The 24051-nt window shown below is 48.0% G+C and carries 17 protein-coding genes and 1 pseudogene; 9 read left to right on the top strand and 9 right to left on the bottom strand.

Annotated elements, in window-relative coordinates:
• Positions 1-31 precede the first annotated feature (31 nt).
• Positions 32-1369, top strand: coding sequence for an MATE family efflux transporter (locus HRU42_RS01115; protein WP_295028202.1), 1338 nt, complete (start codon positions 32-34; stop codon positions 1367-1369).
• 114 nt (positions 1370-1483) lie between these two features.
• Here the strand turns inward: HRU42_RS01115 and nfuA are convergent, their stop codons facing one another.
• Positions 1484-2062, bottom strand: coding sequence for a Fe-S biogenesis protein NfuA (nfuA, locus tag HRU42_RS01120; protein WP_295028204.1), 579 nt, complete (start codon positions 2060-2062; stop codon positions 1484-1486).
• A gap of 252 nt (positions 2063-2314) precedes the next feature.
• Between nfuA and HRU42_RS01125 the strand changes: the two genes are divergently transcribed.
• Positions 2315-4861, top strand: a complete 2547-nt coding sequence (locus HRU42_RS01125) for a M14 family zinc carboxypeptidase (RefSeq protein WP_295028206.1) — start codon at positions 2315-2317, stop codon at positions 4859-4861.
• Between the two features lie 143 nt (positions 4862-5004).
• Here the strand turns inward: HRU42_RS01125 and HRU42_RS01130 are convergent, their stop codons facing one another.
• The gene (locus HRU42_RS01130; RefSeq protein ID WP_295028208.1) at positions 5005-5781 is read right to left on the bottom strand and encodes a ComF family protein; all 777 of its coding nucleotides are present in this window, start codon (positions 5779-5781) and stop codon (positions 5005-5007) included.
• 36 nt (positions 5782-5817) lie between these two features.
• Between HRU42_RS01130 and bioH the strand changes: the two genes are divergently transcribed.
• Positions 5818-6603 carry a pimeloyl-ACP methyl ester esterase BioH gene (gene bioH / locus HRU42_RS01135; protein WP_295028210.1) on the top strand — a complete coding sequence of 262 codons (786 nt, stop codon included), beginning with the start codon at positions 5818-5820 and terminating at the stop codon, positions 6601-6603.
• A gap of 78 nt (positions 6604-6681) precedes the next feature.
• Entirely contained in the window at positions 6682-7194 is a 513-nt protein-coding gene (locus HRU42_RS01140) for a hypothetical protein (protein WP_295028212.1), read from the top strand.
• Here HRU42_RS01140 and HRU42_RS01145 read toward each other — a convergent pair.
• From HRU42_RS01145 to greB, 4 genes are all read right to left on the bottom strand, one after another.
• Positions 7191-9245, bottom strand: a complete 2055-nt coding sequence (locus HRU42_RS01145; protein ID WP_295028214.1) for an LTA synthase family protein — start codon at positions 9243-9245, stop codon at positions 7191-7193. The two genes, HRU42_RS01140 and HRU42_RS01145, sit on opposite strands and share 4 nt — an antisense overlap.
• Positions 9246-9566: 321 nt before the next feature.
• Positions 9567-11897 carry a Tex family protein gene (locus HRU42_RS01150; protein ID WP_295028216.1) on the bottom strand — a complete coding sequence of 777 codons (2331 nt, stop codon included), beginning with the start codon at positions 11895-11897 and terminating at the stop codon, positions 9567-9569.
• Positions 11898-12095: 198 nt separating this feature from the next.
• Positions 12096-12980 (bottom strand): class I SAM-dependent methyltransferase, encoded by an 885-nt coding sequence (locus HRU42_RS01155; protein ID WP_295028218.1) that lies wholly within the window; start codon positions 12978-12980, stop codon positions 12096-12098.
• Between the two features lie 27 nt (positions 12981-13007).
• Positions 13008-13493 (bottom strand): transcription elongation factor GreB, encoded by a 486-nt coding sequence (gene greB, locus HRU42_RS01160; protein ID WP_295028220.1) that lies wholly within the window; start codon positions 13491-13493, stop codon positions 13008-13010.
• Between the two features lie 511 nt (positions 13494-14004).
• On the opposite strand from greB, the gene ompR reads away from it, so the two are divergent.
• From ompR to HRU42_RS01180, 4 genes and pseudogenes are all read left to right on the top strand, one after another.
• Positions 14005-14730: a two-component system response regulator OmpR gene (gene ompR, locus HRU42_RS01165; RefSeq protein WP_295028222.1), complete on the top strand. Its 726-nt coding sequence runs from the start codon at positions 14005-14007 to the stop codon at positions 14728-14730.
• A gap of 64 nt (positions 14731-14794) precedes the next feature.
• Entirely contained in the window at positions 14795-16105 is a 1311-nt protein-coding gene (gene envZ, locus HRU42_RS01170; protein WP_295028224.1) for a two-component system sensor histidine kinase EnvZ, read from the top strand.
• Positions 16106-16326: 221 nt separating this feature from the next.
• Positions 16327-18290, top strand: a pseudogene (locus HRU42_RS01175) (methyl-accepting chemotaxis protein).
• A 68-nt stretch (positions 18291-18358) separates the two neighbouring features.
• A complete protein-coding gene (locus HRU42_RS01180; protein WP_295028226.1) occupies positions 18359-19216 on the top strand; it encodes a hypothetical protein in 858 nt (285 codons plus the stop codon).
• Between the two features lie 72 nt (positions 19217-19288).
• On the opposite strand, the gene HRU42_RS01185 is transcribed toward HRU42_RS01180, so the two are convergent.
• Positions 19289-19765: a peroxiredoxin gene (locus HRU42_RS01185; RefSeq protein ID WP_295028228.1), complete on the bottom strand. Its 477-nt coding sequence runs from the start codon at positions 19763-19765 to the stop codon at positions 19289-19291.
• A 311-nt stretch (positions 19766-20076) separates the two neighbouring features.
• On the opposite strand from HRU42_RS01185, the gene HRU42_RS01190 reads away from it, so the two are divergent.
• Positions 20077-21054, top strand: coding sequence for a transposase (locus HRU42_RS01190; protein ID WP_295028230.1), 978 nt, complete (start codon positions 20077-20079; stop codon positions 21052-21054).
• 88 nt (positions 21055-21142) lie between these two features.
• Here HRU42_RS01190 and HRU42_RS01195 read toward each other — a convergent pair whose 3' ends face one another.
• Both HRU42_RS01195 and HRU42_RS01200 read right to left on the bottom strand, forming a co-directional pair.
• Positions 21143-22771 carry a hypothetical protein gene (locus HRU42_RS01195; RefSeq protein WP_295028232.1) on the bottom strand — a complete coding sequence of 543 codons (1629 nt, stop codon included), beginning with the start codon at positions 22769-22771 and terminating at the stop codon, positions 21143-21145.
• Positions 22772-23179: 408 nt separating this feature from the next.
• Positions 23180-23956 (bottom strand): class I SAM-dependent methyltransferase, encoded by a 777-nt coding sequence (locus HRU42_RS01200; RefSeq protein ID WP_295028234.1) that lies wholly within the window; start codon positions 23954-23956, stop codon positions 23180-23182.
• Positions 23957-24051 lie beyond the last annotated feature (95 nt).

Raw genomic sequence — 24051 nt, forward strand, 5'->3', positions numbered from 1 at the left:
TGTTAAACATAATTAAAACCTCTGAGATGATATGACCCCTGTCGAACTGATCCGTAACAAACAGAAAAATAGACAGCTAGTGGCACTCGCCCTGCCCATGATATTGTCCAATATCACAGTGCCCCTGCTGGGTCTGGTAGACACGGCAGTAATAGGCCACCTAAGCAACGCCTATTACCTGGGCGGGGTTGCCGTTGGGTCAACGATTATCACCCTAATTCTTTGGATGCTGGGCTTTCTTCGTATGGCAACCACAGGGCTCGTCGCCCAGTCCTATGGCGCCGGAGACACACAAGCCCAATATAGATTACTGCTGCAAGCAGGCAGTTTAGCGCTTATTTTAGGGCTAAGCGCCGTACTTCTGCAACTCCCAATTCTCAATACTGCCCTGATGCTCACCGATGCCAGTCTGGAAGTGCAGAGGTATACCCGGGAGTATTTTGAAATAAGGATCTGGTCGACTCCCTTCGCCCTACTCAATCTGGTGCTACTAGGCTGGCTACTTGGCAGGCAGCAACCTAAGGCCGCCATGTGGCAATTAATCGTCGCCAACCTAGCCAATATCGGCCTGGATCTCTTGTTCGTCCTAGGTCTGGGCTGGGGCGTTCAAGGGGCAGCCCTGGCGTCTGTGATTGCCGACATTGCCGGCTTCCTGGTTGCCTTAACTATGGTCTATAAACAAGTTCAGAAAACCGGTGGCTTCGATTTTTTCAAGCTGTGTAACAGCCTCAATTTGGCCAGCTTTCATAAACTACTCAGTCTCAATGCCGATATATTCGTTCGTAGCCTCTGCTTGCAGATCGCCTTCGCCTTTATGACGTTTCATGGTGCTAGCCTAGGCGACAACACAGTCGCGGCCAATGCCGTGCTACTCAATCTCTTGCTGCTAATCAGCTATGCCCTGGACGGCATAGCCTATTACGCCGAGGCCGAAGTGGGTAAGGCCTATGGCCAGAAGAATAAGACCAAGATGCGAGAAGCCGTCACATTGGCCTGGTTCTGGTCGGCCATATCGGCGCTCCTATTCACCTTAGTGTTTGCCTTCGGCGGAGAAAGTATCATCAAGATGCTGACCAATATTGAAGCGGTACGCTCGGTCGCCGCTGAATATCTATTTTGGATCGTGTTACTCCCCATTCTCTCCTTCGGCTCTTATCTCTTCGACGGCGTCTACATAGGAGCAGCCAAGGGCAAGGTGATGCGCAATAGCATGATCATCTCGACATTTGGCGTGTTTTTTCCGGTATGGTTTGTGCTGCAAGACAGTGGCAACCATGCTCTTTGGGCCGCAATGAGCTGCTTTATGCTGGCCAGAAGCATCACCCTGACACTGCATTACCGTTATAAATTGAGAGACGCAGTGATGTAGGAGGGGCGTTACCCACAGACATAAAAAAGCGAGTCGGTTATTAGCCTACTCGCTTTTTTAATGTCTGCTAGAACCTAGAACAAGGGCCTAAGCCCTCGGATCTAGATACCGGCTTTACTGGTACGAATGCTCGCCAGCCTCATGCTCGGTAATGTCTTTAACACCGGTCAGTTCACCAGGGAACATCTCGAGTAACTGCTTTTCGATACCATCCTTCAGGGTCACATCGACCATAGAACAACCGTTACAACCACCACCGAACTGCAGAATAGCTACGCCTTCTTCAGACACTTCCATTAGCATTATGTTGCCGCCATGGCTTGCTAGTTGTGGGTTGATTTCGGACTGGATCACATATTCGATACGCTCGTTGAGTGAGGCATCGCTGTTCACTTTACGCATCTTGGCATTAGGTGCCTTGAGGGTAAGTTGTGAACCCAACTGATCGGTAACGAAATCGATACTGGCATCTTCAAGGAAAGGGATACTCTTGGCATCGACCATGGCATTGAAGCCGGTAAACTCGAGCTCAGTATCATCGGCTTCGACAGCATCAGGTGGGCAATATGACACGCCACATTCAGCTGTAGCAGTACCAGGACTGATTACAAATACACGAATATGAGTTCCTTCGGGCTGATCTGCTAACAAGGTAACAAAATGAGCCTGAGCTGCATCGGAAATGGTGATCATTAAGACATGCTCCGTCTGGTAAAACTTGACTGTTTTAGTAAGATATACAGGTATGATACTCCGACTCAGGCCAGCTTTGTAGTCCCATTGTAAATTGCTTTGACCTTTTTAAAGGGCGCAATGGCAGCAAGATTCAATGAGACATCATTTAAAATTAGACTTTATCTCTGCCAGAACCTAACGTTAACTGTGGCAATAACCTACGCCAACTGATAATTTAACCTTATATTACAAGTATAAAGATCACCATATATGTTGAAAACTGGCCTTTTCCTGCTGACCTTATTCTGCTCACTAAGCCTGACGTCTCCGGTCATAGCTGCAGATCCACCAACGGGATTCTCGATCTCAAATGCTAATTTAGATCCTGAAATAACCTCGCCGGACGCCTTCTTAGGCTACCCGTTAGGCCAATGGCACCTGCGTCATGACCAAGTCAACTATTACCTGCAGCAACTTGCCCGCGACAGTGCCAAGGTATCCATAGAGCGTACGGGTCAGAGCCATGAAGCCAGGCAACAACTCTCGGCCATTATCACCTCGAGTAAAAATCAGGCAAATTTAGAGCAGGTTTTAACCCAGCGTCGAGCCGTTAAATCTGGGGCAGTACAGGATGGTCCCTTAGTGATCTGGCTGGCATATTCCATTCATGGAGATGAGGCCAGTGGTGCCCATGCCGCCTTGGCCCTCAGTTATTTTCTGGCCTCCAGCAGAGATGAATGGGTCGAAGACTTGCTCGATGAAGCCATAGTATTAATCACTCCGAGCCAGAACCCAGATGGCATGGACAGGTTTTCAACCTGGACCAACAACTACCGCGGCCAGACCGATGTCAGTGATAGCAATCATAAGGAACACAGGCAAAATTGGCCCAATGGCAGAACCAACCACTATTTCGCCGATCTTAATCGTGATCTCCTGTTCCTCAGACACCCGGAAACCCGAGGTAGAGTCGCCCTGTTCCATAAATGGCAACCTCACTATGTAGGAGACTTTCATGAGATGAGCCGGGATAGGAGCTACTTCTTCCAACCTGGGGTGCCATCGCGTACCAACCCTGCCACACCGAAGGCTAATCAGGCTCTGACGGAGAAACTGGCTCAATTCCATAGAGCAGCCCTAGATGAGTTAAAGCAGAGCTATTTCAGTCGTGAGGCGTTTGACGACTTTTACTATGGTAAGGGCTCAACTTATCCAGATATCAACGGCTCAGTTGGCATCTTATTCGAACAAGCTAGCCCCAGAGGACAGGTACAAATCACCCACAACGGCGAACTAAGACTCAGCCAAGCCATCAATAATCAAGTCGCCACCTCTATATCGAGTCTAAAAGGCAGTCTGGCATTAAAAGATGAGCTGATTGCATATCAGAGCGAGTTTTATCAGGGCCGAGACAAGGTACTGCAGCGGGGGCGTCAAACAGGCTTGCTTCTTGGAGCTCCCGCTAACCGAGAGCGCATTGAAGATCTCACCCAAGTGTTGGCCCAACACAAGATCAAGTTTTACTTTCTGACTGAAACAGTTCGCCAGGGCAGTCTGGACTTTGCCGCAGATAGCAGCGTGTTTATCCCTATCAATCAGCCCCAGAAGAGTCTTATTTTAGCCCTGTTTGATAACAGCACTGAGTTTAAAGACCCCACATTTTACGATGTCTCGAGCTGGAACCTGGAACATGCCTATCATCTGCAGATGGTACGCAACAGCAAGTTAGATATCGATGTACTTTCCAGCCAAGCTCCCGCTAAGTTCAATTTCCAGATGAATGAACAAGCCGTAGCCGTACTCGTCAATTGGCAGCAGGATTTCGCCGCCCCTATGCTACAGGCCTTGTTACGAGAGAAGGTGCTAGTCAAATTTGCTAAGAAGCCCTTCACCATAGACGTCGCTGGAGAGGCTGAGACATTCCCTGCCGGCACCTTGCAGATACCACTAATACAGCCCGGATTGTCGCTGGATGAGCTCAATAACAAGCTTGTTAAACTGACCGAACAATATCCACTGACCTTGTATCCAGTCACCACCAGCGCCGCCATAACCGGCATCGACTTGGGCAGTCCTAGTTTCAAGGTAATAAAACCCATAAAACCTCTGTTAATTACCGGTCGAGGTACAGATGCCGCCGAAGTCGGCGAGCTGTGGAATTACTTAGACAGCAAACTTGCTGTCCCCGTGACCTTAGTCGATACGGGTCATATTTCCAAAGTAAAATTAAACCGATACACACATGTGATCATGGCAGGTGGTACTTACTCCTCTTTAGACAAGAAGTTTGCCAGAAAATTAGGCCAATTCACCTCAGATGGTGGCACTGTGATCGCACAGAAAGGCGCATTGACTTGGTTAAATCAACACAACCTGCTCAAGAGTGACGTCAAGGGTAAACGTTTCTATAAACAGTTATTCGACACCAGAGGGTTAAACTATAGTGATAAGGAGAAGCTAGCCGCCCGTCAATCCATAGGCGGTGCCATAGTGGAGCTAGAACTCGACCCCAGCAATCCAATAAGTTTCGGCATTAGAGGCAAGCGACTGCCCATACTCAAAAATATGGCTATTGGCTTAACCGCCAGCTCGACTCCCTTCACTGTCGCGGCTAAATACGCCGATGAACCTCTACTCAGCGGATATCTCGCCAAGGAATATCAGGCAAGTTTCGCTAATAACCCAGCCATAGTCTTAGAGACCCGAGGCAAAGGCGCCATAGTCGGCCTCGCCGATAACCTGTTGTTCCGCAACATCTGGCTAGGCTCAGAGAAAATATACGCCAATGCTCTCTATTTCGTCCCCGCATTGAATTAACACCAGTGCCTAGATTCTAGGAAGTGATCTATGTGTAATTATTTACCTCCGCATGCTGCAGGCAATAGATTAAACTGAGCCCTTGAACAACAGCAAGCTGACAAATATTCACAATCTCAAATTTTACTTCGGTTAATTCCAACCTAATCTAAGAGTCCTGGTGCTTCTGCTCTCGCCAAACACCATACCTGCACATGAATATGCCGCCTCTCGAACAGGGAGGCGATCTCTTTTGCCGTGGTGCCTGTCGTCACCACGTCATCGATCAAGGCGATGCGCTGATAGGGAAAGTCATCATCAAGATAAAAGGCATGTTTTAGATTGTTACGTCTCTGTTTGCCCGTTAAACCAGCCTGAGACTGAGTGTCTAAACTTCGCACTAGAGCATGTGTTGCTATGGGGATATTGAGGCGTTGGCTAAGAGTATCGGCAATTATCCAGGCCTGATTGAAACCACGAGCCTTAAGCCGCTTCTCATGTAGCGGCACTGGCACCAACACCTGAGGACGTTGGATTAAGCCGGCGGTTTCCAATTTATGAATACGCGCGATCAGTGCTGCGGATAAGGCGGCCAGCCCCGCGAACTGGGCTTGATACTTGATTAAACCTATCCACCGTCCTAAGCCTTGATGATAACTACAAGGTGAGATAACCAGTAGGGGCTCAGTTGATAAGCACGCACCACAATAGCGCGATTGGATCTGTAAACCGCGCCCACAGCCTAAACACACTGGCTGTTGGTAAAGACCAGAATGTAAACATGTAGTACAGATCCCGGTGCGTGGCAGAGTGACGCTTTGATGGCACATAAGACAGCGATTGGGTAAACTTGCGGCCAGCCACAGCTTCAGCCATGCAAGCCCCCTCTGTAAGGCTTTCTCTGCATAAGGTTTTAGTCTAGTGAGCTTAGCGGTTTTCATCAATTTCCCACTAAAGTTCCATTAAGAGGTAGATAAGTGAGTCAAGCACAACTGCATATAGAGTCTATAGGCCCGGTATCTGCTCCGCAAATTGTCATGCTTCACGGCTGGGGAATGAACAGCGCAGTCTTTACGCCACTTCATCTGTCTCTGTCTGAGTATAGGGTGCACTATGTGGATCTGCCCGGCTTTGGCCATAGCCCAGCCATAGCAGGCGATATTTACGCTTGGCTGGAGGCACTGATGACACGCCTCCCCGATAAGGCTATCTGGGTGGGTTGGTCTTTGGGAGGACTGCTGGCAACCTTAGCGGCGCTAAACTACCCGGCCAGAGTCAGAGGACTGGTGACCATAGCTTCATCCCCTTGCTTTATGGCCCGGCAAGAAGAGAAATGGCCGGGGATCCCCCCCTTAGTCTTGTCTCAGTTTGCTGAATCCCTGCATAAAGATCTTGGTAAAACAATCGAACGATTCCTGGCGATTCAGGCGATGGGCAGCACCACGGCGAAAGCAGATATCAAGCAACTTAAAAACTTGCTGCTCTCGAGGCCGCTGCCAGACTCCCGAGCCCTGATTCAGGGGTTAAAAATGCTGGAATGTGTCGATCTCAGGCCTCAGCTCGATAAAATTAACCTACCTTGGCTGAGGATCTGGGGTCGGTTAGATGGACTCGTTCCCAGACGCGTCCCCCCTCTTATGCCGGTAAATGACCCGCTTTACCGAGACATCATACTGCCGAAGGCTTCTCACGCGCCCTTTGTCTCGCACAAAGATGAATTTTTAGCAGGCTTTATGACCTGGATAGAAGATATTTCAAATTAAACTCTCAACCGGCTAACATAGCTTTATCTTTAACCTAATAGCGGTTATTATTTAACCATAAACGTTAAGGAACTCGCTATGTTAGTGGTCACAAACTATCCTCAGGTACCAATAGCGACGACAAACCCCGCTACCGATGCCGCGCGCGTGGATAGCCAGCAAAGACCGCCTGTAGTACCGACACCCGTGCTAGTCAAGAACCACAAAGAGCGCCCCTTCACTCCACAACACGAGCGCGTAGCCGAACAGCCAGAGATTCAGGCCAAGATCAATGAGCGGCAGCTGGGAAAAAACCAAGGCGGTGGTCAGCAACAGCAAGAAGAACAACAACGGCAAGAAGCAGAGAAGCCGACACGAGTGGCCAAGATAGCCAGAGACCCTCTCAGAGGAAGACCCGCGCTAAACAGACGTGATATTCGCATTGCCCAGCAGCCGAACTCTACAAGTAACCACAAACAAACCCAGCCTCAGAAGAGTCAGGGGCTGGGCCAGTCCAAAGCGTTTTATCAGGCGGTTTCCCTGCATATAACCCGCTTCTATCAAGAGCAGGCTCTTCCAAAAACTGAGCCTGCTATCTCATATTTTGTTTAACGCAGTAACACTTCTGTGGCTTGGCTAGTCGTATTATCTGTCTCATCTTCCAAGGCCAACGACAACCTAGCATCATCCTCAAGCTGTTTAAACGCTAGCCTCTCTTCCTGTGAAGCACTCCTATACAGGCCTTGCTGATAAGCCATACTGCCCCACAACGCCCAAGCTAGTGCCGCTTGCTTCATTTCATCGGATTGAGGTTTGACACTGAGCGTCTCAGTATTGAAGTCATACTCGAAGCCAGCGGCTTCCCGCTCCGGCTGCAATATCACCACATCATCGCCGCGCATATATGCCATGTTCTTGTCATACTGCATCAAGGCGCGTCCAGGCCAATCATCCCTGACTCGCGTCAGGTCCTGTCCTAACATGGGGTAGCTGTCGGATATGCCAATCATAGACAATAGCGTCGGTGCCATATCGATCTGACTCACCACTCGCTGGTCCTTCTTGGCCTCGATGCCATCACCCAGAATAATGCCCGGGATCCTGAAGCGAGAAATCGGCACTAAGCTGGCACCACCGACACGGCTGTCGTGATCGGCCACGATCAAAAATAGCGTGTCTTGCCAGTAATCTGACTTCTTAGCTAATTTGAAAAATTGTCCCAGGGCATAATCCGCATATTTAACCGCATTATTCACCGTCTGCTTAGGCTGCTCATAGAGCTCAATCTTATCGTCTGGAAACTCGAAGGGTTCGTGATTGCTAGAGCTAAATACTAGGCTGAAAAATGGCTTACCCTCTTTATGAAATTTCTTAAACTCCCGATCTGCCCGGCGCAGAAGATCTTCATCCGACACGCCCCAGGACGCCACAAAAGAGGGATTGTCATAATCATCTTCATCGACAATATTACTGAAGCCATTTCCCAGGAAGAAGCTCTTCATGTTGTCGAAATGACTCTCGCCACCATAGATAAACTGAGTCTCATAACCATGGCTTTTCAATAGTCCGGCGATAGAGAAGAAACCCTGTTGGCTCTTGCCTAACTTAACCACAGAGCGTGCCGGGGTAGGCGTAAAACCAGTAGTGATGGCTTCGATGCCGCGCACCGAACGCGTCCCGGTGGCGTAGAGATTCTCAAATGACCAGCCCTCCTTAGAGAGCGCATCTATATTTGGCGTCAAAGGCAGGCCGCCCAGATTCCCCACGAAGCGAGCACCCAGACTCTCCTGCAAGATGATCACTAAATTCTTAGGTTTTCCCTGATAACTGGCGGGATTAAAAGAAACACTAGGGGCTGCCGCTAACGGGAATGCACTTGGATCTCGACCACTTTCTCGCCTGATGGTGTCGATGATTTTCTGCTCATCCATGCGGCCATAAATTTTAGCGGCATTAGCCTCATTGCCCATCTGATTGATGGCGAAGAAGAGTGAATATGCAGAGTTAACCACCAGAGAGTTAACCAGAGGATCATCGGCAAAAGCAACCAGGGCAGGGTTAAGCGGTCTATGGCCTAGACTCGAACGAGCACCGATCAAGGTCAGCACAATCACAGCGACTGCGATAACCGGACGCCAGTACCAGCGCGAATAAATGAGATCTCGCAGCAAGTAGCCACTGAGCTTCCAGCCACCAAAAAGCGTTGCAGCGCTGATAACAAAACCTAAGATCACCTCAAACTTGCGTCCCCCCCAGAGCATGGAAAACACCTCTTTAGGATAGATGAGGTATTCGATATAGAGACGATTTGGGCGAATGCCATATTCCTGAATAAAAGAAGGAGATGAGACTTCCAAGAATAGAATAAGCCAGAGTCCTAGCGTCAGCCAGATACGTAATATCTTGTTCCAACCACGGCCAATAGCGTGCTCACCGGAAAAAATGGCGCTGCCTAGGGCCGCAATGCCCCACAACCAGCATAAAGTAGCCAGATCCACCCTCAGGCCCTGCAGCAAGAGATGTGACCAGCCATCCACGGCCGAAACACGTTCGATTTGCCAGAGCCCTAAGCCTACACGACTCAGGGTGACGATAATTAATGCAATTAAGCAGAAACATAAAATGGATCTAAAGGGACCCAAAAAAGAAAGACGAGAGGCCATAGAGCACCCAAAATTTACCTAGTGTTAAAATCCAAAGTTCTGTATCCAGAGCGATGGAGTGGTCCCTGCGTGATTTACTCTAGATTAGAGTGTCCATGATGGTTTTCACCCTCTGTGGAGTGATAGCCAAATATTATGACAGAGTTCACCCATAAAAGTTCACCTTAACTTAATAATCATGAAACACAAGCAACACACAAAACCAACAAGCGTGCTGACCCAAGGGTAGATTAGCGAAAGGGGTATAAAAAAAATGTCGAAAGAGAAAACTCTTCCGACATTAATTTAATGCTATCTAGTACATAAGCTCTCGCTTACATGTTATTTTTTCAGCTTAGAAAAAGCATCGGCAAACGCATTGCCCATGGCGGCATTAGCTTGCTTAGGCTGAGGCTTACGCTGCTGGTTCGACTTATTACTCGCTGAAGTCGGCCTTTGACTCGCTCTCGGCGCGGATTTATCACCGGCCTTCTCATCCAAACGCATGGTGAGAGCGATGCGCTTACGTTCCACATCGATTTCCATCACCTTCACCTTCACCACATCCCCGGCCTTGACTAAGGTATGGGGATCGCTGACAAACTTATCGGTCAAAGATGAGATGTGTACCAGACCATCCTGGTGAACGCCTACGTCCACAAAGGCACCGAAGTTAGTCACATTGGTCACCACACCTTCGAGGATCATATCCGGCTTAAGATCGTTAACTTTTTCCACGCCTTCCTTAAATGTGGCCGTCTTGAACTCACCACGAGGATCCCGTCCAGGCTTATCCAGCTCGGCTAAGATATCCGTCACAGTGGGCAAACCAAATTTGTCCGTGATGAACTCTGCCGCCGATAAACTACGCAATAATTCAGTGTTACCCACGAGTGCCTCAATCGCCTTGCCTTTAGCCTTAGCTATCGTCTCAACCAGAGAATAGGCTTCAGGGTGAACCGAAGAGGCATCCAACGGGTTATCGCCATCGAAAATTCGCAGGAAGCCTGCGGCTTGCTCATAGGCTTTAGGCCCGAGCCTAGCCACTTTCAATAACTGTTTACGCTGAGTAAACTGACCATGTTCGTCTCGGTAGGTGACGATATTGCGGGCTAATGTCTTATTGAGACCCGCCACCTGAGCCAATAGCGGCGCAGATGCCATATTCAGATCGACCCCGACACAGTTGACACAATCTTCCACCACGCCTTCCAGTGACAAGGAAAGCTGACTCTGGCTCACATCATGCTGATACTGGCCTACGCCGATAGACTTAGGCTCAATCTTGACTAATTCGGCCAGAGGGTCCTGCAGCCGACGAGCGATAGAAACGGCGCCACGAATAGACACATCGAGATCGGGAAATTCATTGGCCGCGAGCTCGGAAGCCGAATAGACAGAGGCCCCAGCCTCGCTCACCATGATTTTTGTCAGTCTTGGCAGCTCAGTGTTGACGCTGGCAATCAATTCAGCAGCCAGCTTATCCGTCTCTCTCGAAGCGGTGCCGTTGCCCACGGCAATCAGCTCCACCTTATGCATCTTGGCAAGGTTGGCTAAGGTGCGTACCGACTTATCCCATTGCTTCTGTGGCGCATGGGGAAAGATAGTCGTATGTGCGACAAATTTGCCAGTATTGTCAACGATAGCCACCTTAACACCGGATCTCAGTCCAGGATCTAACCCTAAAGTAGCCTTGGCTCCCGCCGGCGCAGCCATCAGTAGATCCCCAAGGTTGCGGGCAAATACATTTATCGCCTCGGACTCTGCATGCTCACGCATCTTAGCGATAAACTCAGTTTCCATCTGCAGTGCGATCTTGATACGCCAGCTAGCCGTGACTACGGTTTTCAACCAGGAGTCGACACCAGTTGTGCCCAGGTTTAGTTTGCAGTGCTCGGCGATAATCACCTCACAGTAACTGCCTTGCTTAGACTCATTGCCCGGATCTGCGTTCATGCTGAGACTCAGCATGCCTTCATTGCGCCCACGCAACATGGCCAAGGCGCGATGAGAAGGTATCTTGCTTAGTTTTTCCGTGTGTTCGAAATAGTCGCGAAATTTAGCCCCTTCCTTCTCTTTCCCCTTAACCATGCGGCTTTCGAGAACAGAATTCTGACTCAAGTGCTGCCTCACCTTCTGCAACAGGGCAGCATCTTCGGCGAAACGCTCCATCAAGATGAAACGAGCCCCATCGAGCACGAGTTTACAGTCTGAAAAAACTGATCCCGCCTTAATATACTTGGCAGCTTCTTGTTCAATATCGGCATTGCGATTATTGAGCAAGTGATCGGCTAAGGGCTCGATACCTGCTTCTTTGGCTATCTGGCCCTTAGTGCGGCGTTTCGGCTTATAGGGCAGATATAGATCTTCCAGACGCGTCTTACTATCGGCGTCGAATAATGCGCGTTTCAGCTCAGGAGTCAGCTTACCTTGAGTATCGATACTGGAGATGATCACATCGCGTCTGTCATTCAAGTCACGCAGATAACTCAACCTGCTATTTAGCGTACGCAGCTGAGTGTCATCTAAGCCTCCGGTCGCCTCTTTACGATAACGAGCGACGAACGGCACAGTGGCACCATCATCGAGTAGGGAGATTGTCGAACTGACTTGTTGCTCACGAACATTGAGTTCCTGAGCAATGATCTGGGCAATATTTTGCGTCATTTGCATAAAAGTATGGTCGTGCCTGGAGTGAAAAGTTCTGATGAGCATCAAGATACCACAGGCTAAGGTGTGCTTGCATGTGAAAGCGGCACAGATAATCGATCTTGTGACCGGACATTCAACCGGACTGCGGCCTATGGATTAGATAAGTTAATCTGGGGAGCGCAAACCGAGACTAACGAACGGCTCAAAGAGGGGGCTCATCTAGTGAATGGGGGAGCTTTGAGTACATTTTCTCGCCAACACCATATGTGCGGGCATGCCTCTGCGGTTGATCAACACCTCGAAGCCATGTCGTTGCAGCCGTTGTTCGATATCTTGCTTATGCCAGGCTGGCACGAAAGGCTCGTAAACATGATGGGCCAGCCATTTGAAATACAAGCCGGTAACACCATATTCCTTAAACATCTTCCACCAGCCAGACTTGAATTGAATCGATGAAGGTTCGCAGATAGCCAACAAACCTGCGTCATCTAACACACGGTGACTCTCATCCAACGCCAAATCAATATACTTAGGCGGCATCTCATGAAATAAAAAACTCGCGGTAATACCATCGAAACGTCTATCGGAAAACTTAAGATCTTCCGCCAGGCCTTGAACAAATTTCACTTCAGGATAGGCTTTGGCCGCATGTTTTAACAGATAAGGCGAAGGGTCTAGCCCCCAAACGTCGCTGATATTTTCATCTTTGAGTGCCGCGGCCATCTGACCACCGCCGCAGCCGAGATCTAACACATGTTTACAGCCGCTGAACCAGGAGGCTATCTCTCTTCGCACCGGTTTCATCTTACCTAGCATACTGGTATCGAAGCCACTGATATAGCCACGGGTAATATTATTGGAGTAGTTACCGTTAGGTATACCGTGAAACTCCTGCTGTAGATATTTAGGTAAACTGTCTTTACCCAATATCCCCTCACAAAAGCTATCCGGGATTTCCGCCCGGCCATTGCCCCGCTTAAAAATACTGCGAAATAGCCTGCCCACATTGGTCCGAGTCTTAAAATTAATTTCATCGGCCCAGGTGCGAGGCAAGTCAATATTCTGCCAGTCTAATATTAATGGATCGCTAGTGGGCTCACTCACATGACCCCCTCATTAGCCGCCATAGGCTCATTCATCCTTAAATGCCTTATATTGAATCTTGTTCACGTACCATTCCTTGGCACCCGAAGGGGTTTGTACCACGATTTCGTCATCGACCTGTTTACCGATAAGCGCACGGGCCATGGGCGAGTCTATGGTGATGTAACCCAGCTTAGTATCCAGCTCATCCTTACCTACGATGCGATACTGCACCACATCACCGGCCTCATTCTCAAGCTCAAGCCAGGCACCGAAAAACACCTTCCCCTCCTGTTGGGGGGAATAATCGACGATTTTCAACTCTTCGACCCGCTTCACCAGATAACGTACCCGGCCGTCTATCTGTCGCAGCAGGCGCTTGTTATAGGTGTAATCCGCATTCTCGGATCTGTCTCCCTGAGCCGCAGCTTCCTGCACCTTCTTAGTGATCTCAGGGCGATACTCTTTCCAAAGATACTTGAGTTCCTTGTCCAGAGCCTGCCAGCCTTTACGGGTAATTAATAACGCTTTCATTGTCGATCTCTTTAATTCCACCGAACAGCATCATGCCTGTTAAGCGTTCAATTATCACTTATTCGGTGGCAAACGACTACTCGAGTCACGGCGAAATTAACCCAGTTTCTCATAGAGATAACCCCCCACCGAGTTAAAGCCAGTGCCTGATAACTAGCAGCGACTCACTCATTGTTCGACCCTCACCATAGGTTCTTCCAGACCAAACAGATCTTGGGTTTGTGGATCTAATACTTTGGCGAATACCTCATCATGGCTAAGGCAAGCTTTAAACTCCAATTGTTACAATTTTACAGCTATACTGGAAAACAAGGAATAGGCATTTATTTTCAATGAATTAGTGAGTTTTTTTCGCCCCTAAACAAGCTAGCATCAGTATCCGAGCAAAGAGTCGCTGGTAAGGGGGATTAAAAAACGGCTATATTAGCGACTAAATGTAGGTTTAATTATATTCAATATCAGCCAGTTGGCTACCGACCACCATCGGGTTCCAAGTAAAAGGATAATAAGCATGGGACAGGAAACCTCTAAAATTCTCGTCGTCGATGATGATATGAGGCTAAGAGCCTTACTCGAGCGTTATCTTATGGAGCAAGGTTATCAGGTTCGCAGCGCTGCCAATTCCGAGCAGATGGATAGATTACTCGAACGTGAAAATTTTCATCTACTAGTGCTGGATTTAATGCTGCCCGGCGAAGATGGTCTCTCCATCTGCCGCAGACTCCGCCAGCAAGCCAATACAATACCTATCATAATGTTGACGGCTAAGGGTGATGAAGTCGACCGCATCATAGGCCTGGAACTCGGTGCCGATGATTATCTGCCTAAGCCATTTAATCCCCGTGAATTACTCGCCAGAATCAAGGCTGTGATGCGTAGACAGAGCCAGGATGTCCCGGGTGCGCCGACTCAGCAAGAGGAGGAGGTCACCTTCGGTGAGTTTACCCTCAACCTAGCAACCCGTGAGATGTATCATGGTGAAGCAGCTATCTCCCTCACCAGTGGTGAGTTTGCGGTACTTAAGGTGCTCGTGAGCCACCCACGCGAACCCCTGTCTCGCGATAAGTTGATGAATCTAGCCCGAGGACGAGATTACTCGGCTCTCGAACGCTCTATCGATGTGCAGGTATCCCGCTTGAGACGCTTAATTGAAAAAGATCCTGCCAACCCCAGATATATCCAGACGGTTTGGGGACTCGGTTATGTCTTCGTGCCCGATGGCACCTCGCGTCGTTAAGATAGCCTTATATCTGATGTCATTAGTCTCACTTAATTGCTTATCTAAGGGGTAAACCAGTTACATGAAGTGGCTGACAAGACTCTTACCCCGTAGTGCATTTAGCCAAACAGTCGTACTGATTGGCAGCCTCTTGCTGATCAATCAACTGGTTTCCTACCTCTCGGTCGCGGCCTATTTCATTCAGCCCACCTATCAGCAGATCAACCAGTTAATAGCGCGTCAGGTGAAACTACTATTTGTCGATGGTGTCGATGTGGGCCGTGAACACCTCACTATGGTCGACGCTCTCAATGCCAAGGTTCCCGACGATGGTATGCATATCTATAATCAGAAACAGGCTCGTGAAGCTGGTATAGAACAAGCCACTTATTATGCACTGCTCTCCTCGCAGATGTCGGAACACTTAGGCGGTAAAGCCGAAGTAAGAATCGCTCAAGGCGAGTTTTTTGAGATCTGGATCCGTCCTCCTCAGGCCCCTTCAGTTTGGATCAAGATCCCTCTCACCAGTTTCAACGATTATGACCTATCCCCCCTCACCCTCTACCTGATGGTTATTGGCGCCTTGAGTGTCGCCGGAGGATGGTGGTTTGCCAGACAGCAGAACAGGCCGCTCAGACGACTGCAGAAGGCGGCTATATCCGTGTCTATGGGAGAGTATCCACAGCCCCTGCCTCTGAGTGGCTCGACCGAGATCGTCGAAGTAACTAACGCATTCAACCAGATGTCCCACAGCATGAAACAGTTAGAGCAAGATAGGGCGCTGTTGATGGCGGGGATCTCCCATGACCTACGCACCCCTCTGACCCGCATTCGACTAGCCTCAGAGATGATGGTTGCCGAGGATCAATATTTAAAAGATGGTATCGTCCATGATATCGAAGATATGGATGCCATCATCAGTCAGTTCATTTCCTATATCAGACAAGATCAGGAAAGTGTGCGCGAGCAGGAACAGATCAATCATCTCATTCAAGATATCGCCCAGGCCGAATCCAATCGGGCAGGTGAGATGGAAGTGGTACTCAATGAGTGTCCGGAGATCCCGGTTCAGAGTATTGCCATTAAACGTATCTTGAGTAACCTGGTAGAAAATGCCTTCCGTTATGGCAATGGCTGGGTCAGGCTAAGCTCTCACTTCGACGGGCGGCGTGTAGGCTTTAGCGTAGAAGACGATGGTCCGGGTATTCCTGAATCTGAGATACCTAAGCTATTTCAACCTTTCACTCAGGGCGATACGGCCAGAGGTAGTGTCGGCTCTGGACTGGGACTGGCCATCATCAAGCGTATTGTCGATCGGCATCAAGGCGAAATCATACTGACTAACAGAGTCGTCGGCGGTTTGCATGCTCAGGTCTGGTTACCACTCGAATAAACTGCTTTATTTGCGTGATGAATCGAAAATTTAGCACTCTAGATAAGTAAATTCTGGTCTCATTCAATAACTTGCTCACCCGTGATTAATACCAATGGCTATAACTTGTCCAACATGGGTTATGAAAATAATCAGCCGAGCAAACTGTCACATTAGTGACACGGATCTGTCACACCAATCCCCTAGTCTTGCGGCAAATATCGTTTATTGGCGTGATACCGATGAAAATTTCCACCCTTTCACTTTCAGCCTCTGCCACCTTACTCTTACTCGCCGCCCTGCTAGCCACAGTGGTGATCTGGAGTAATGAGCAACGCCAAACTATTGAAGCACAATCAAATGACCTGCAGCAGTTACAACAGCGTTTCTTGGTTGACGTGAGGCGAGAGCTTGACGGTTACTTACATAACGGGGATGCCAGTCAATTAGAGCGTGCCAAGACTCAGCTAAAGCAGATAGAATCATCGTTAGCACAAAACAGAAATCCTGATGTGGGTTCCCTTAGAATCTTACTGCAACAGCTTATTCAGAGTCTGGACACTGACTATCGCGCAGCAGGAAAACTTGCCGGTAACCCGAGACAACTTCTGGCTCATGCTGAAGCTGAGCTGTTGGACAACAATCGTCAACTGGCCAACTATGCCGATATTGGCCAGACAGAGAATGACTCGCTCTCCCATGAATATCTGGGGTTGACTCGTCAGTTGCCTCCTCTGGTTTATCGACTTTCACAATTGACTCAAGGCTATCTCATCGGCAAGGACCTACGATTACAAACCATTTTGCAAAGCACAATCGATGAACTCACTCTTTGGCATGACCAGCTAGACTCGCTGCCATTATTCGGCATCTTCGATACCCTAGAGATCGATGAGTTTGCTTTAGGCGGTGCCGATGAGGAAGTGATCGAAATTGGTGAGAGCTATAGATCTGAGTTACTGAGTCTGAGCAACAGATACGAGAGAGAAGTCAGCAACAGCTATAACCTGCTGCAGGATAACCAGCACATTCAGCAGCAGCTCAAGCACTCTATCGCCGAGGTAGAACAGGCGATATTCACCCTCAGCACCACTCAAGCGGAGCAAGCTCAAAGGCTGAAGCAGGAACTGAAATTCGCTCTCTACGCCGTCGTTTCACTATTAGCCTTGTTCGCTGTCATCTACTTAATGCTGCAACAGAACCGAGTGGTGTCTCCCTTGAGGCGTCTCAACCACGCCTTCCAAACACTCAGCGAGTCCAATAGCCGTGAACGACTCGAGATCAATAGACGGTGCGAGACAGGACAGATAGCAGGCCACTCAATCAACTGCTACAAAGATTCGAAGATGAAGATGAATCCCAGCGTCAGCAGATGTCACTGGTATCTCAATCCCTATCTAGGTTAGTCCAACGGATCTCTCTGATCACTCGCAGTGCAGATGAGACCCAGAGCGTGGTGAGTCTGGCCCAATCTCAGACCGATGAGATACGCAACCTGGCCCATGAGGTCAGCACCACCTCGACTCTGGTGGAGAATAGCGCCGAACAAACCAGGCTCCAGATGCAGGCCAGTCAGACAGAGGCCGAAGCTATGCTGCTGGCCACAGAAGAGACACAAACAGCCGTAATTCAGTCCCATAGATCCCTGTCCAGCCTGACGACTTCAGTTGAAGATGTGTCAAAGATCATCGATGTGATAGGTAATATCGCCGAGCAAACTAACTTGCTCGCGCTCAACGCCGCTATCGAAGCCGCAAGAGCCGGAGAGCAAGGCCGAGGATTTGCTGTGGTTGCCGGTGAGGTCAGGAGCCTTTCACACCGGACTCAGGACTCATTGAAAGAGATCATGGCAATTCTTAATCAACTGAATCAGGCCAATGGCGAACTCGAACTCAGTATGACGGGAATAGAGCGGGCTACACAAAGGCAAAGGGAACGAGCTCAAGGCTTATCCGCCGTAGCCCTGTCTGTACAGGCTCAGGCGAGTGAGATGGCGGTGACGGCAAAGCAAGGTTCCATCAATGCACAACAACAGGTCAATTATCTGGATGCATTTGTACACGCCATGAGTTTACTCAAGGATCAGGCTCAATCTGCTTCGAAGCAGAGCGAAGTGATTGGCGGCGAAGTGCAACAGAGCGTGCAAGATATCGAGGCTCATTTAGGCATCTCAATCAAAGAGACCAGACTGACTCAGGCTACCTAGTTTCTTTTGTATACTCTAATATTAAGATATCTAGAACCAAATCATCATGATCACTTTGTGGAATAAAGATGAAACATATTCACTTGCTAGCCGGACTTGCCATCTCGGCGGCCACAATGCCAGCCTTAGCAGCCGAAGAGACGACACTAAATCCGTACGCTGTCTCTATTTTGGCTGGGTTAGAATCCTATCCCGACTCTGACTCCAGCTCCATGTCACGGGGCGGCGGACTGTCATTTATTTGGGATGACTTGCGCTATGACAATACTTATCAACTAGACACCCATTATTTCAGGGTCCGTGGTACTTACTATTACGAACTTGATTCAGAAAAATATGATGAAGACAGATTCAGAAACTCCGCAGATCTGAGATTCAACTATCAGCGTCCTTTCGCCAGTTTCGGTGAAGCACAAGCATACCTGCTCAGTTTTCATGGCCGCTATGAGGGCCACTACAATAGTCAGCAACTGGAAGAGTTAGAACAGCTGGTTGTGGCAGGCCTAGCCCTTAACACCCGCTTCACCGACGTCAACCACTATGATCTTGGCCTGACTTTAGGCTTAGCTTATAGCGAAGAGGAAAAAGATGATGATTGGCCCCGTGAAGAGATGGGTCATGGTGAAGATGTGCTTAATCGGGCCGGATTTGGTTACTTCTTCGAGTGGAGCAACGCCTACACATTCGCCCATAGCGGTGTTCAGCTGATAGCTAAACTCAGTCACTATGACGGCAACTGGTCCTATGATAAAGGTCAGTTCTATACCGTCGATCGCCTCACGTTTGGCGCGGTAATGCCACTTGCCAATGCAAACAACCTGCTGCATTTCACCAGCCAATACATAAATCGTGACTATGAGTTAGATCTACTCGGTTTCAAAGACAGCTTATATCGTGTGGCAGTCGAATACATTCACTATTTTTAATCGGCAAAACATATTGCTATAAATAACCGAGGAGCCATCAGGCTCCCTGGTTATTTCGGCCTTTAAACGCTATTACAGGGCCGCTAATAGCGCTTCTGCCTTACTCACTTCGAAGGCTTTGGGCGCTTCGACATTTAGCTGAGTCACGACACCGTCCTCGATGATCATGGCATAGCGTTGTGAACGCACGCCGCCGAAACCTGCCGTGTCCATCTCTAGACCTAGCGCCTGGGTGAAACTGGCATCGCCATCGGCCAACATCATCAACTCAGATGCATTCTGAGCTTGGCCCCAGGCTTTCATCACGAACGCATCGTTGACAGAAACACAGGCGATAATATCGACGCCTTTAGCCTGAAACTGATCGGCTAATACCACGTATTCAGGTAGATGAGACTCAGAACACGTTGGAGTGAATGCACCGGGAACGGCAAATAACACCACTTTTTTACCAGAAAATAGCTCGGCCACATTGTGGGTCACCATGCCTTCATTAGTTAACTCACCTAATGTGATGCCTGCTGGTAACACTTGTCCTTGCTCGATCATCTTATATTTCCTCATTATATTGCCATAGTATTAGATCCGATATTAGGCTAGTTCGCCAATAACTAATATAGATTTATTTAAGAATACAGGCACATTAGCTGACAGATAAAGCTAAATTCGATGTTAAGAGATTGCACCATGTGGGATGAGAAGACTACTGAAAATAAACTATTGACGCCCTAGTCGTTAGCTGATTTTCCCTCCTTCTCCAATTTTTCCACTTAAACACAGAAATAGAGCCACCCAGAGTTAATTGTGTATTTTCTATCCTCCTACTAAACTTTGGTTATTAGTAGAAGTAGGAGGTTGTTATGCCCCGTCCAAGAAGAACTCAAATTAGTATTGAAGATACGCCGTGGTACCACGCAGTCTCAAGATGTGTTCGCAAAGCCTGGCTAACAGGAGTCGATCCTAATACGGGTCAATCCTATGAACATCGACGAAATTGGGTTGAATTTCAGTTGCTTAAGTTAGGTGCGATCTTTGCTATCGACATCGCTGCTTATGCGGTGATGTCTAATCATCTTCATCTGGTGTTGAGGATAGATATTGAGTTAGCCAATAGCTGGACAGACAGAGAGGTCGTCGAGCAGTGGCATTTGTTGTTTAAAGGAACTGAGCTAACACAAAGGTTTGCAAAAGGGGAACTCGTTGAAGAGGTGAACCTTACACTGTTAAGGCACTCAATTGCCCAGTACAGAAGTCGATTAAGCGATATATCTTGGTTTATGAGGTGTTTAAATGAACCTATCGCTCGTATGGCTAATAAAGAAGATAATTGTACCGGTCGTTTCTGGGAGGGGCGTTTCAAGTCCCAAGCACTGTTAGATGAAGCTGCGGTTTTGACCTGTATGGCTTACGTTGATTTGAACCCTATTCGAGCCAAGATGGCACTAATCCCAGAAAAATCAGACTATACCAGCATTCAAGCGCGTATAAAGGCAGCATTGAAAGGTGAGCAACCTAAGGCGCTACTTCCCTTCATGGGCAATGAAAAACAGGATCAGCCCAAAGGGGTTAACTTTGAGTTACAAGACTACCTGCAACTAGTGGATGAAACAGGTCGAATAATCCGTGATGACAAGCGTGGGAGTATTTCTGCCAGTACGTCTAAGATACTCAACAGGTTGAATATATCACCAGGTAACTGGATAAAGATGACCTCTGACTTTGGTAAAATATTTCATGGTCCTGTTGGCACAACCCAAGAGCTTACAAATTACTGCGACCATCTACAGAAAAGACGTCGTCATTTTGCTAAGTGCTGCAAGTACTTGGAAGATGGTTGATAGTCATTAGCTGACTTTCCCTCCTTTACAATTATTTCTACTTAAACAGCTTGAGTTCACCAGCCCTGTCTGAAAATCGATATTTTAGCTAGAAATCCCCAGTCCGACGATGGTAATGAACATAAGTTGCAGCCATATCGGTAATCACTGAGCTTTGTTGTACGTTGAGCTGAAAACTCGTTATTGCAGCGTTAAATTGTTGATTTATTTTGGGTGGCTTGATAAAAGGTGGTGGGTGGCTTGATAAAAGGTGATAAAAGTTGCCAAATATAATTTGTCGATAAACATCTGTACCGTTGCCGTCAATATTTAAAGTGATATTTTGACTCAGGTCCCTATAACTCCAGTTCCCCTCAAAACTACTGGTATCATCGAAATCATCAGGGTTGATATAACTACCATAACTGGTATCAGTGAGATCATATTTCAATTTCCAATACAGCAAACCAGCACGGTCACCTATATACTGTTCTGAAAACTGATTCGGATCTAATTGTCCATTTTTATTATGAGCCTGATAAACCGCATCGGCATTAGTTAAGGCGAAGGGGAGTAGGTTTTCTAACGCATACATAAAACCAATAGTTGTTTTAGCGTTCTCTGCCAGCGTATTTGATGCCGTATAATCACCTAAGTTTACTAGTGACATACCTTGGTATTCGCCCTTCGCAACCAAGTCAATATCATTTGGGTTTTGAAACAGCTGCGCCTGAAGAATAAACAGGTTCTGATAAAAAATATCACTATTTCGCCCCGACACAACTGACCCAAGAGGTGTTTCTGTAATGTGATCGCCAACAAAGAGCCTACCTAAGTGATCTAACATAGTCTCTTGTGAGGCATCAGCAGCATTGCTACTAGCGGCCATCAAACGGTTTAGCTGCGCAATATTAAATGAGCTATCCAAACCTGCCAACATATTGCCCAAGGCAAGTGTATCAGTCAGTGGGGCAACAAAATGATTAGGCACACCCAAACTGCTATCCTCATTGAACAACGGGATCCTAGTGCCAATTTGATCAAAGTAAAAGGTGTTAGTAACTACGTTAATACCGTTTTCGGAAAAATAGTTTGATTGCTCGTTGCCATCAGGGTAGCGACCCAAGCCCATACCATCACCAAGTAGGGCTTCAATCTGATTAAAAATTGCCTCACTGCTCGCAGTAAAACCGGCACTATTAAAGGTTGAGGTATGTTCAATATTCCACTGCCCGCCAAATAAACGGGTAAAGGCAGAGGCCAAATGACCGCCTAAGCTGTGGCCGGTAACGGAGATATCCATGATCCCTGCAAGTGTCCCTGTTCCCTCAATCGATGGTGCTTCCACCCAATTAACAAAATTGGTTGTCGTTGTGACCTGATATTTAATCTGAAGAGCTTGTTCGCCAATTGGGGTCGTACTGGCTAGCCACCAGTTAACCATGCTGGCAATTTGATCTTGTGCACCGCCAGTTAAAGCTAAATCACTATCTGTGAGTAAGTCTTGTATATTAAAATCAGTACCTCGCAGTGCCACATAGGTTTTACCTGAGGCCTTTTCAGTCCAGACACTGGCATCGAATCCTGTACCTGCGATTTCGCTGGTATTGATAATTGAATCTAAATCAAGTTTGAAGTTATCAACGACATAGCTGGATAAACTAGCACCGAGTCGTTTGGTAAGATCTTTAACCAATGTCTTTTGAGGGTCTAAATCACCCTCTTTTACTTCTTTCACAATTTATCAAGCCACCCATCATAAAAATGAAGCCATTGACCACATATCAGGTCTGACATTGTGAGTGATAAATGGCATGTAAGACGATGATTTGTTTTAATTTAAAGTATCAAGGCGATGAGTTTGATGCAATCGTGATAAGTGGACACCCATAAGATTTTTGATACTTTAACTTCCATTAAGTTCAAATAAGTAACAATGAAGGGACGACCTTCAAACACACTTCCCAATACCAACTCAACTAAACACTAAACATAGAAAATGTACTAAGCCTTGATTCAAAGGCTAGTAAATTTTTTTTGGGGGGGGATAAATAACGCGTCAGTGACTTTCAACGTGAAGAATGTGACGCTTGGCTCAAAATCAGGCGAGGCTGTCGCCGCTAGAGCGACAAGAGCTGCCAACGATTCAGGTCGTCATCGCGGCTTTCACGTAAACATCGAAGCGGTTTTTCTTGGTAGCAATAACCATAGAGGGTTTCACCCCATCTAAGTCTTCTGCATAATCTGGACGCTTGACTACCACTCGCTTCGAGGCCAGTGCCAAAGCAGGTGCAAGTAAGCCATCGGCGTCCATGTCGGCCCCCACCAGGGATTGAAACACGCGCATCTCTTTCTTGACCAGCGCCGATTTTTCTCTATGGGGATACATGGGATCCAGATAAACCACATCGATCTCGTTACCTAGCTCGCTAACCGATTCTAGGCTAGAGCCATGAACCAAGATCATCCGCTCACGCATCCAGTCACCGATATAAGGGTCCTCGTAGGCACGACGCAAGCCATCTTCGAGCAGCGCAGCAACAACAGGGTGACGCTCCACCATAGTCACGGTGCAGCCTAGGCCTGCCAACACGAATGCATCCCGCCCAAGACCCGCAGTGCCATCAACAACCTTAGGATTAACTCCCTGCTTCAAGCCTACGGCCTTAGCAATGGATTGACCGCGTCCACCACCAAATTTACGTCTATGGGCCACGGCGCCGCCAACGAAATCGACACTGATCCCCTTGAGTTTTGGCTCATCACGCTTGTTGAGGATCAAGGTATTATTTTCAAAAACCAGCTCAAACTCGGCATCTTTATCGAAGCTGAGGCCCCAACGCTGACAGATAGCTTCTAGCGATGGATATTGAGCATTGAAGAAAATGCCTAGAGTGGGATTGGCTTGCTTGTCTTTGATCACGTTAACTCGAATGTGGACGATTATCTCTCCATTATGCCAAAAGCTCTGCCCAGTGAATACAAGAGCTTCTCTGCAAGCTGATTTACCTGCGGAGG

Origin of the sequence: Shewanella sp. (assembly GCF_013214165.1) — a bacterium.
Classification (GTDB): Bacteria; Pseudomonadota; Gammaproteobacteria; order Enterobacterales; family Shewanellaceae; genus Shewanella.

Coding starts and splice junctions, on each gene's coding strand:
- HRU42_RS01115 (WP_295028202.1), top strand. CDS start 32: ATGACCCCTGTCGAACTGATCCGTAACAAACAGAAAAATAGACAGCTA.
- nfuA (WP_295028204.1), bottom strand. CDS start 2,062: ATGATCACCATTTCCGATGCAGCTCAGGCTCATTTTGTTACCTTGTTA.
- HRU42_RS01125 (WP_295028206.1), top strand. CDS start 2,315: ATGTTGAAAACTGGCCTTTTCCTGCTGACCTTATTCTGCTCACTAAGC.
- HRU42_RS01130 (WP_295028208.1), bottom strand. CDS start 5,781: ATGAAAACCGCTAAGCTCACTAGACTAAAACCTTATGCAGAGAAAGCC.
- HRU42_RS01140 (WP_295028212.1), top strand. CDS start 6,682: ATGTTAGTGGTCACAAACTATCCTCAGGTACCAATAGCGACGACAAAC.
- HRU42_RS01145 (WP_295028214.1), bottom strand. CDS start 9,245: ATGGCCTCTCGTCTTTCTTTTTTGGGTCCCTTTAGATCCATTTTATGT.
- HRU42_RS01150 (WP_295028216.1), bottom strand. CDS start 11,897: ATGCAAATGACGCAAAATATTGCCCAGATCATTGCTCAGGAACTCAAT.
- greB (WP_295028220.1), bottom strand. CDS start 13,493: ATGAAAGCGTTATTAATTACCCGTAAAGGCTGGCAGGCTCTGGACAAG.
- ompR (WP_295028222.1), top strand. CDS start 14,005: ATGGGACAGGAAACCTCTAAAATTCTCGTCGTCGATGATGATATGAGG.
- envZ (WP_295028224.1), top strand. CDS start 14,795: ATGAAGTGGCTGACAAGACTCTTACCCCGTAGTGCATTTAGCCAAACA.
- HRU42_RS01180 (WP_295028226.1), top strand. CDS start 18,359: ATGAAACATATTCACTTGCTAGCCGGACTTGCCATCTCGGCGGCCACA.
- HRU42_RS01185 (WP_295028228.1), bottom strand. CDS start 19,765: ATGATCGAGCAAGGACAAGTGTTACCAGCAGGCATCACATTAGGTGAG.
- HRU42_RS01190 (WP_295028230.1), top strand. CDS start 20,077: ATGCCCCGTCCAAGAAGAACTCAAATTAGTATTGAAGATACGCCGTGG.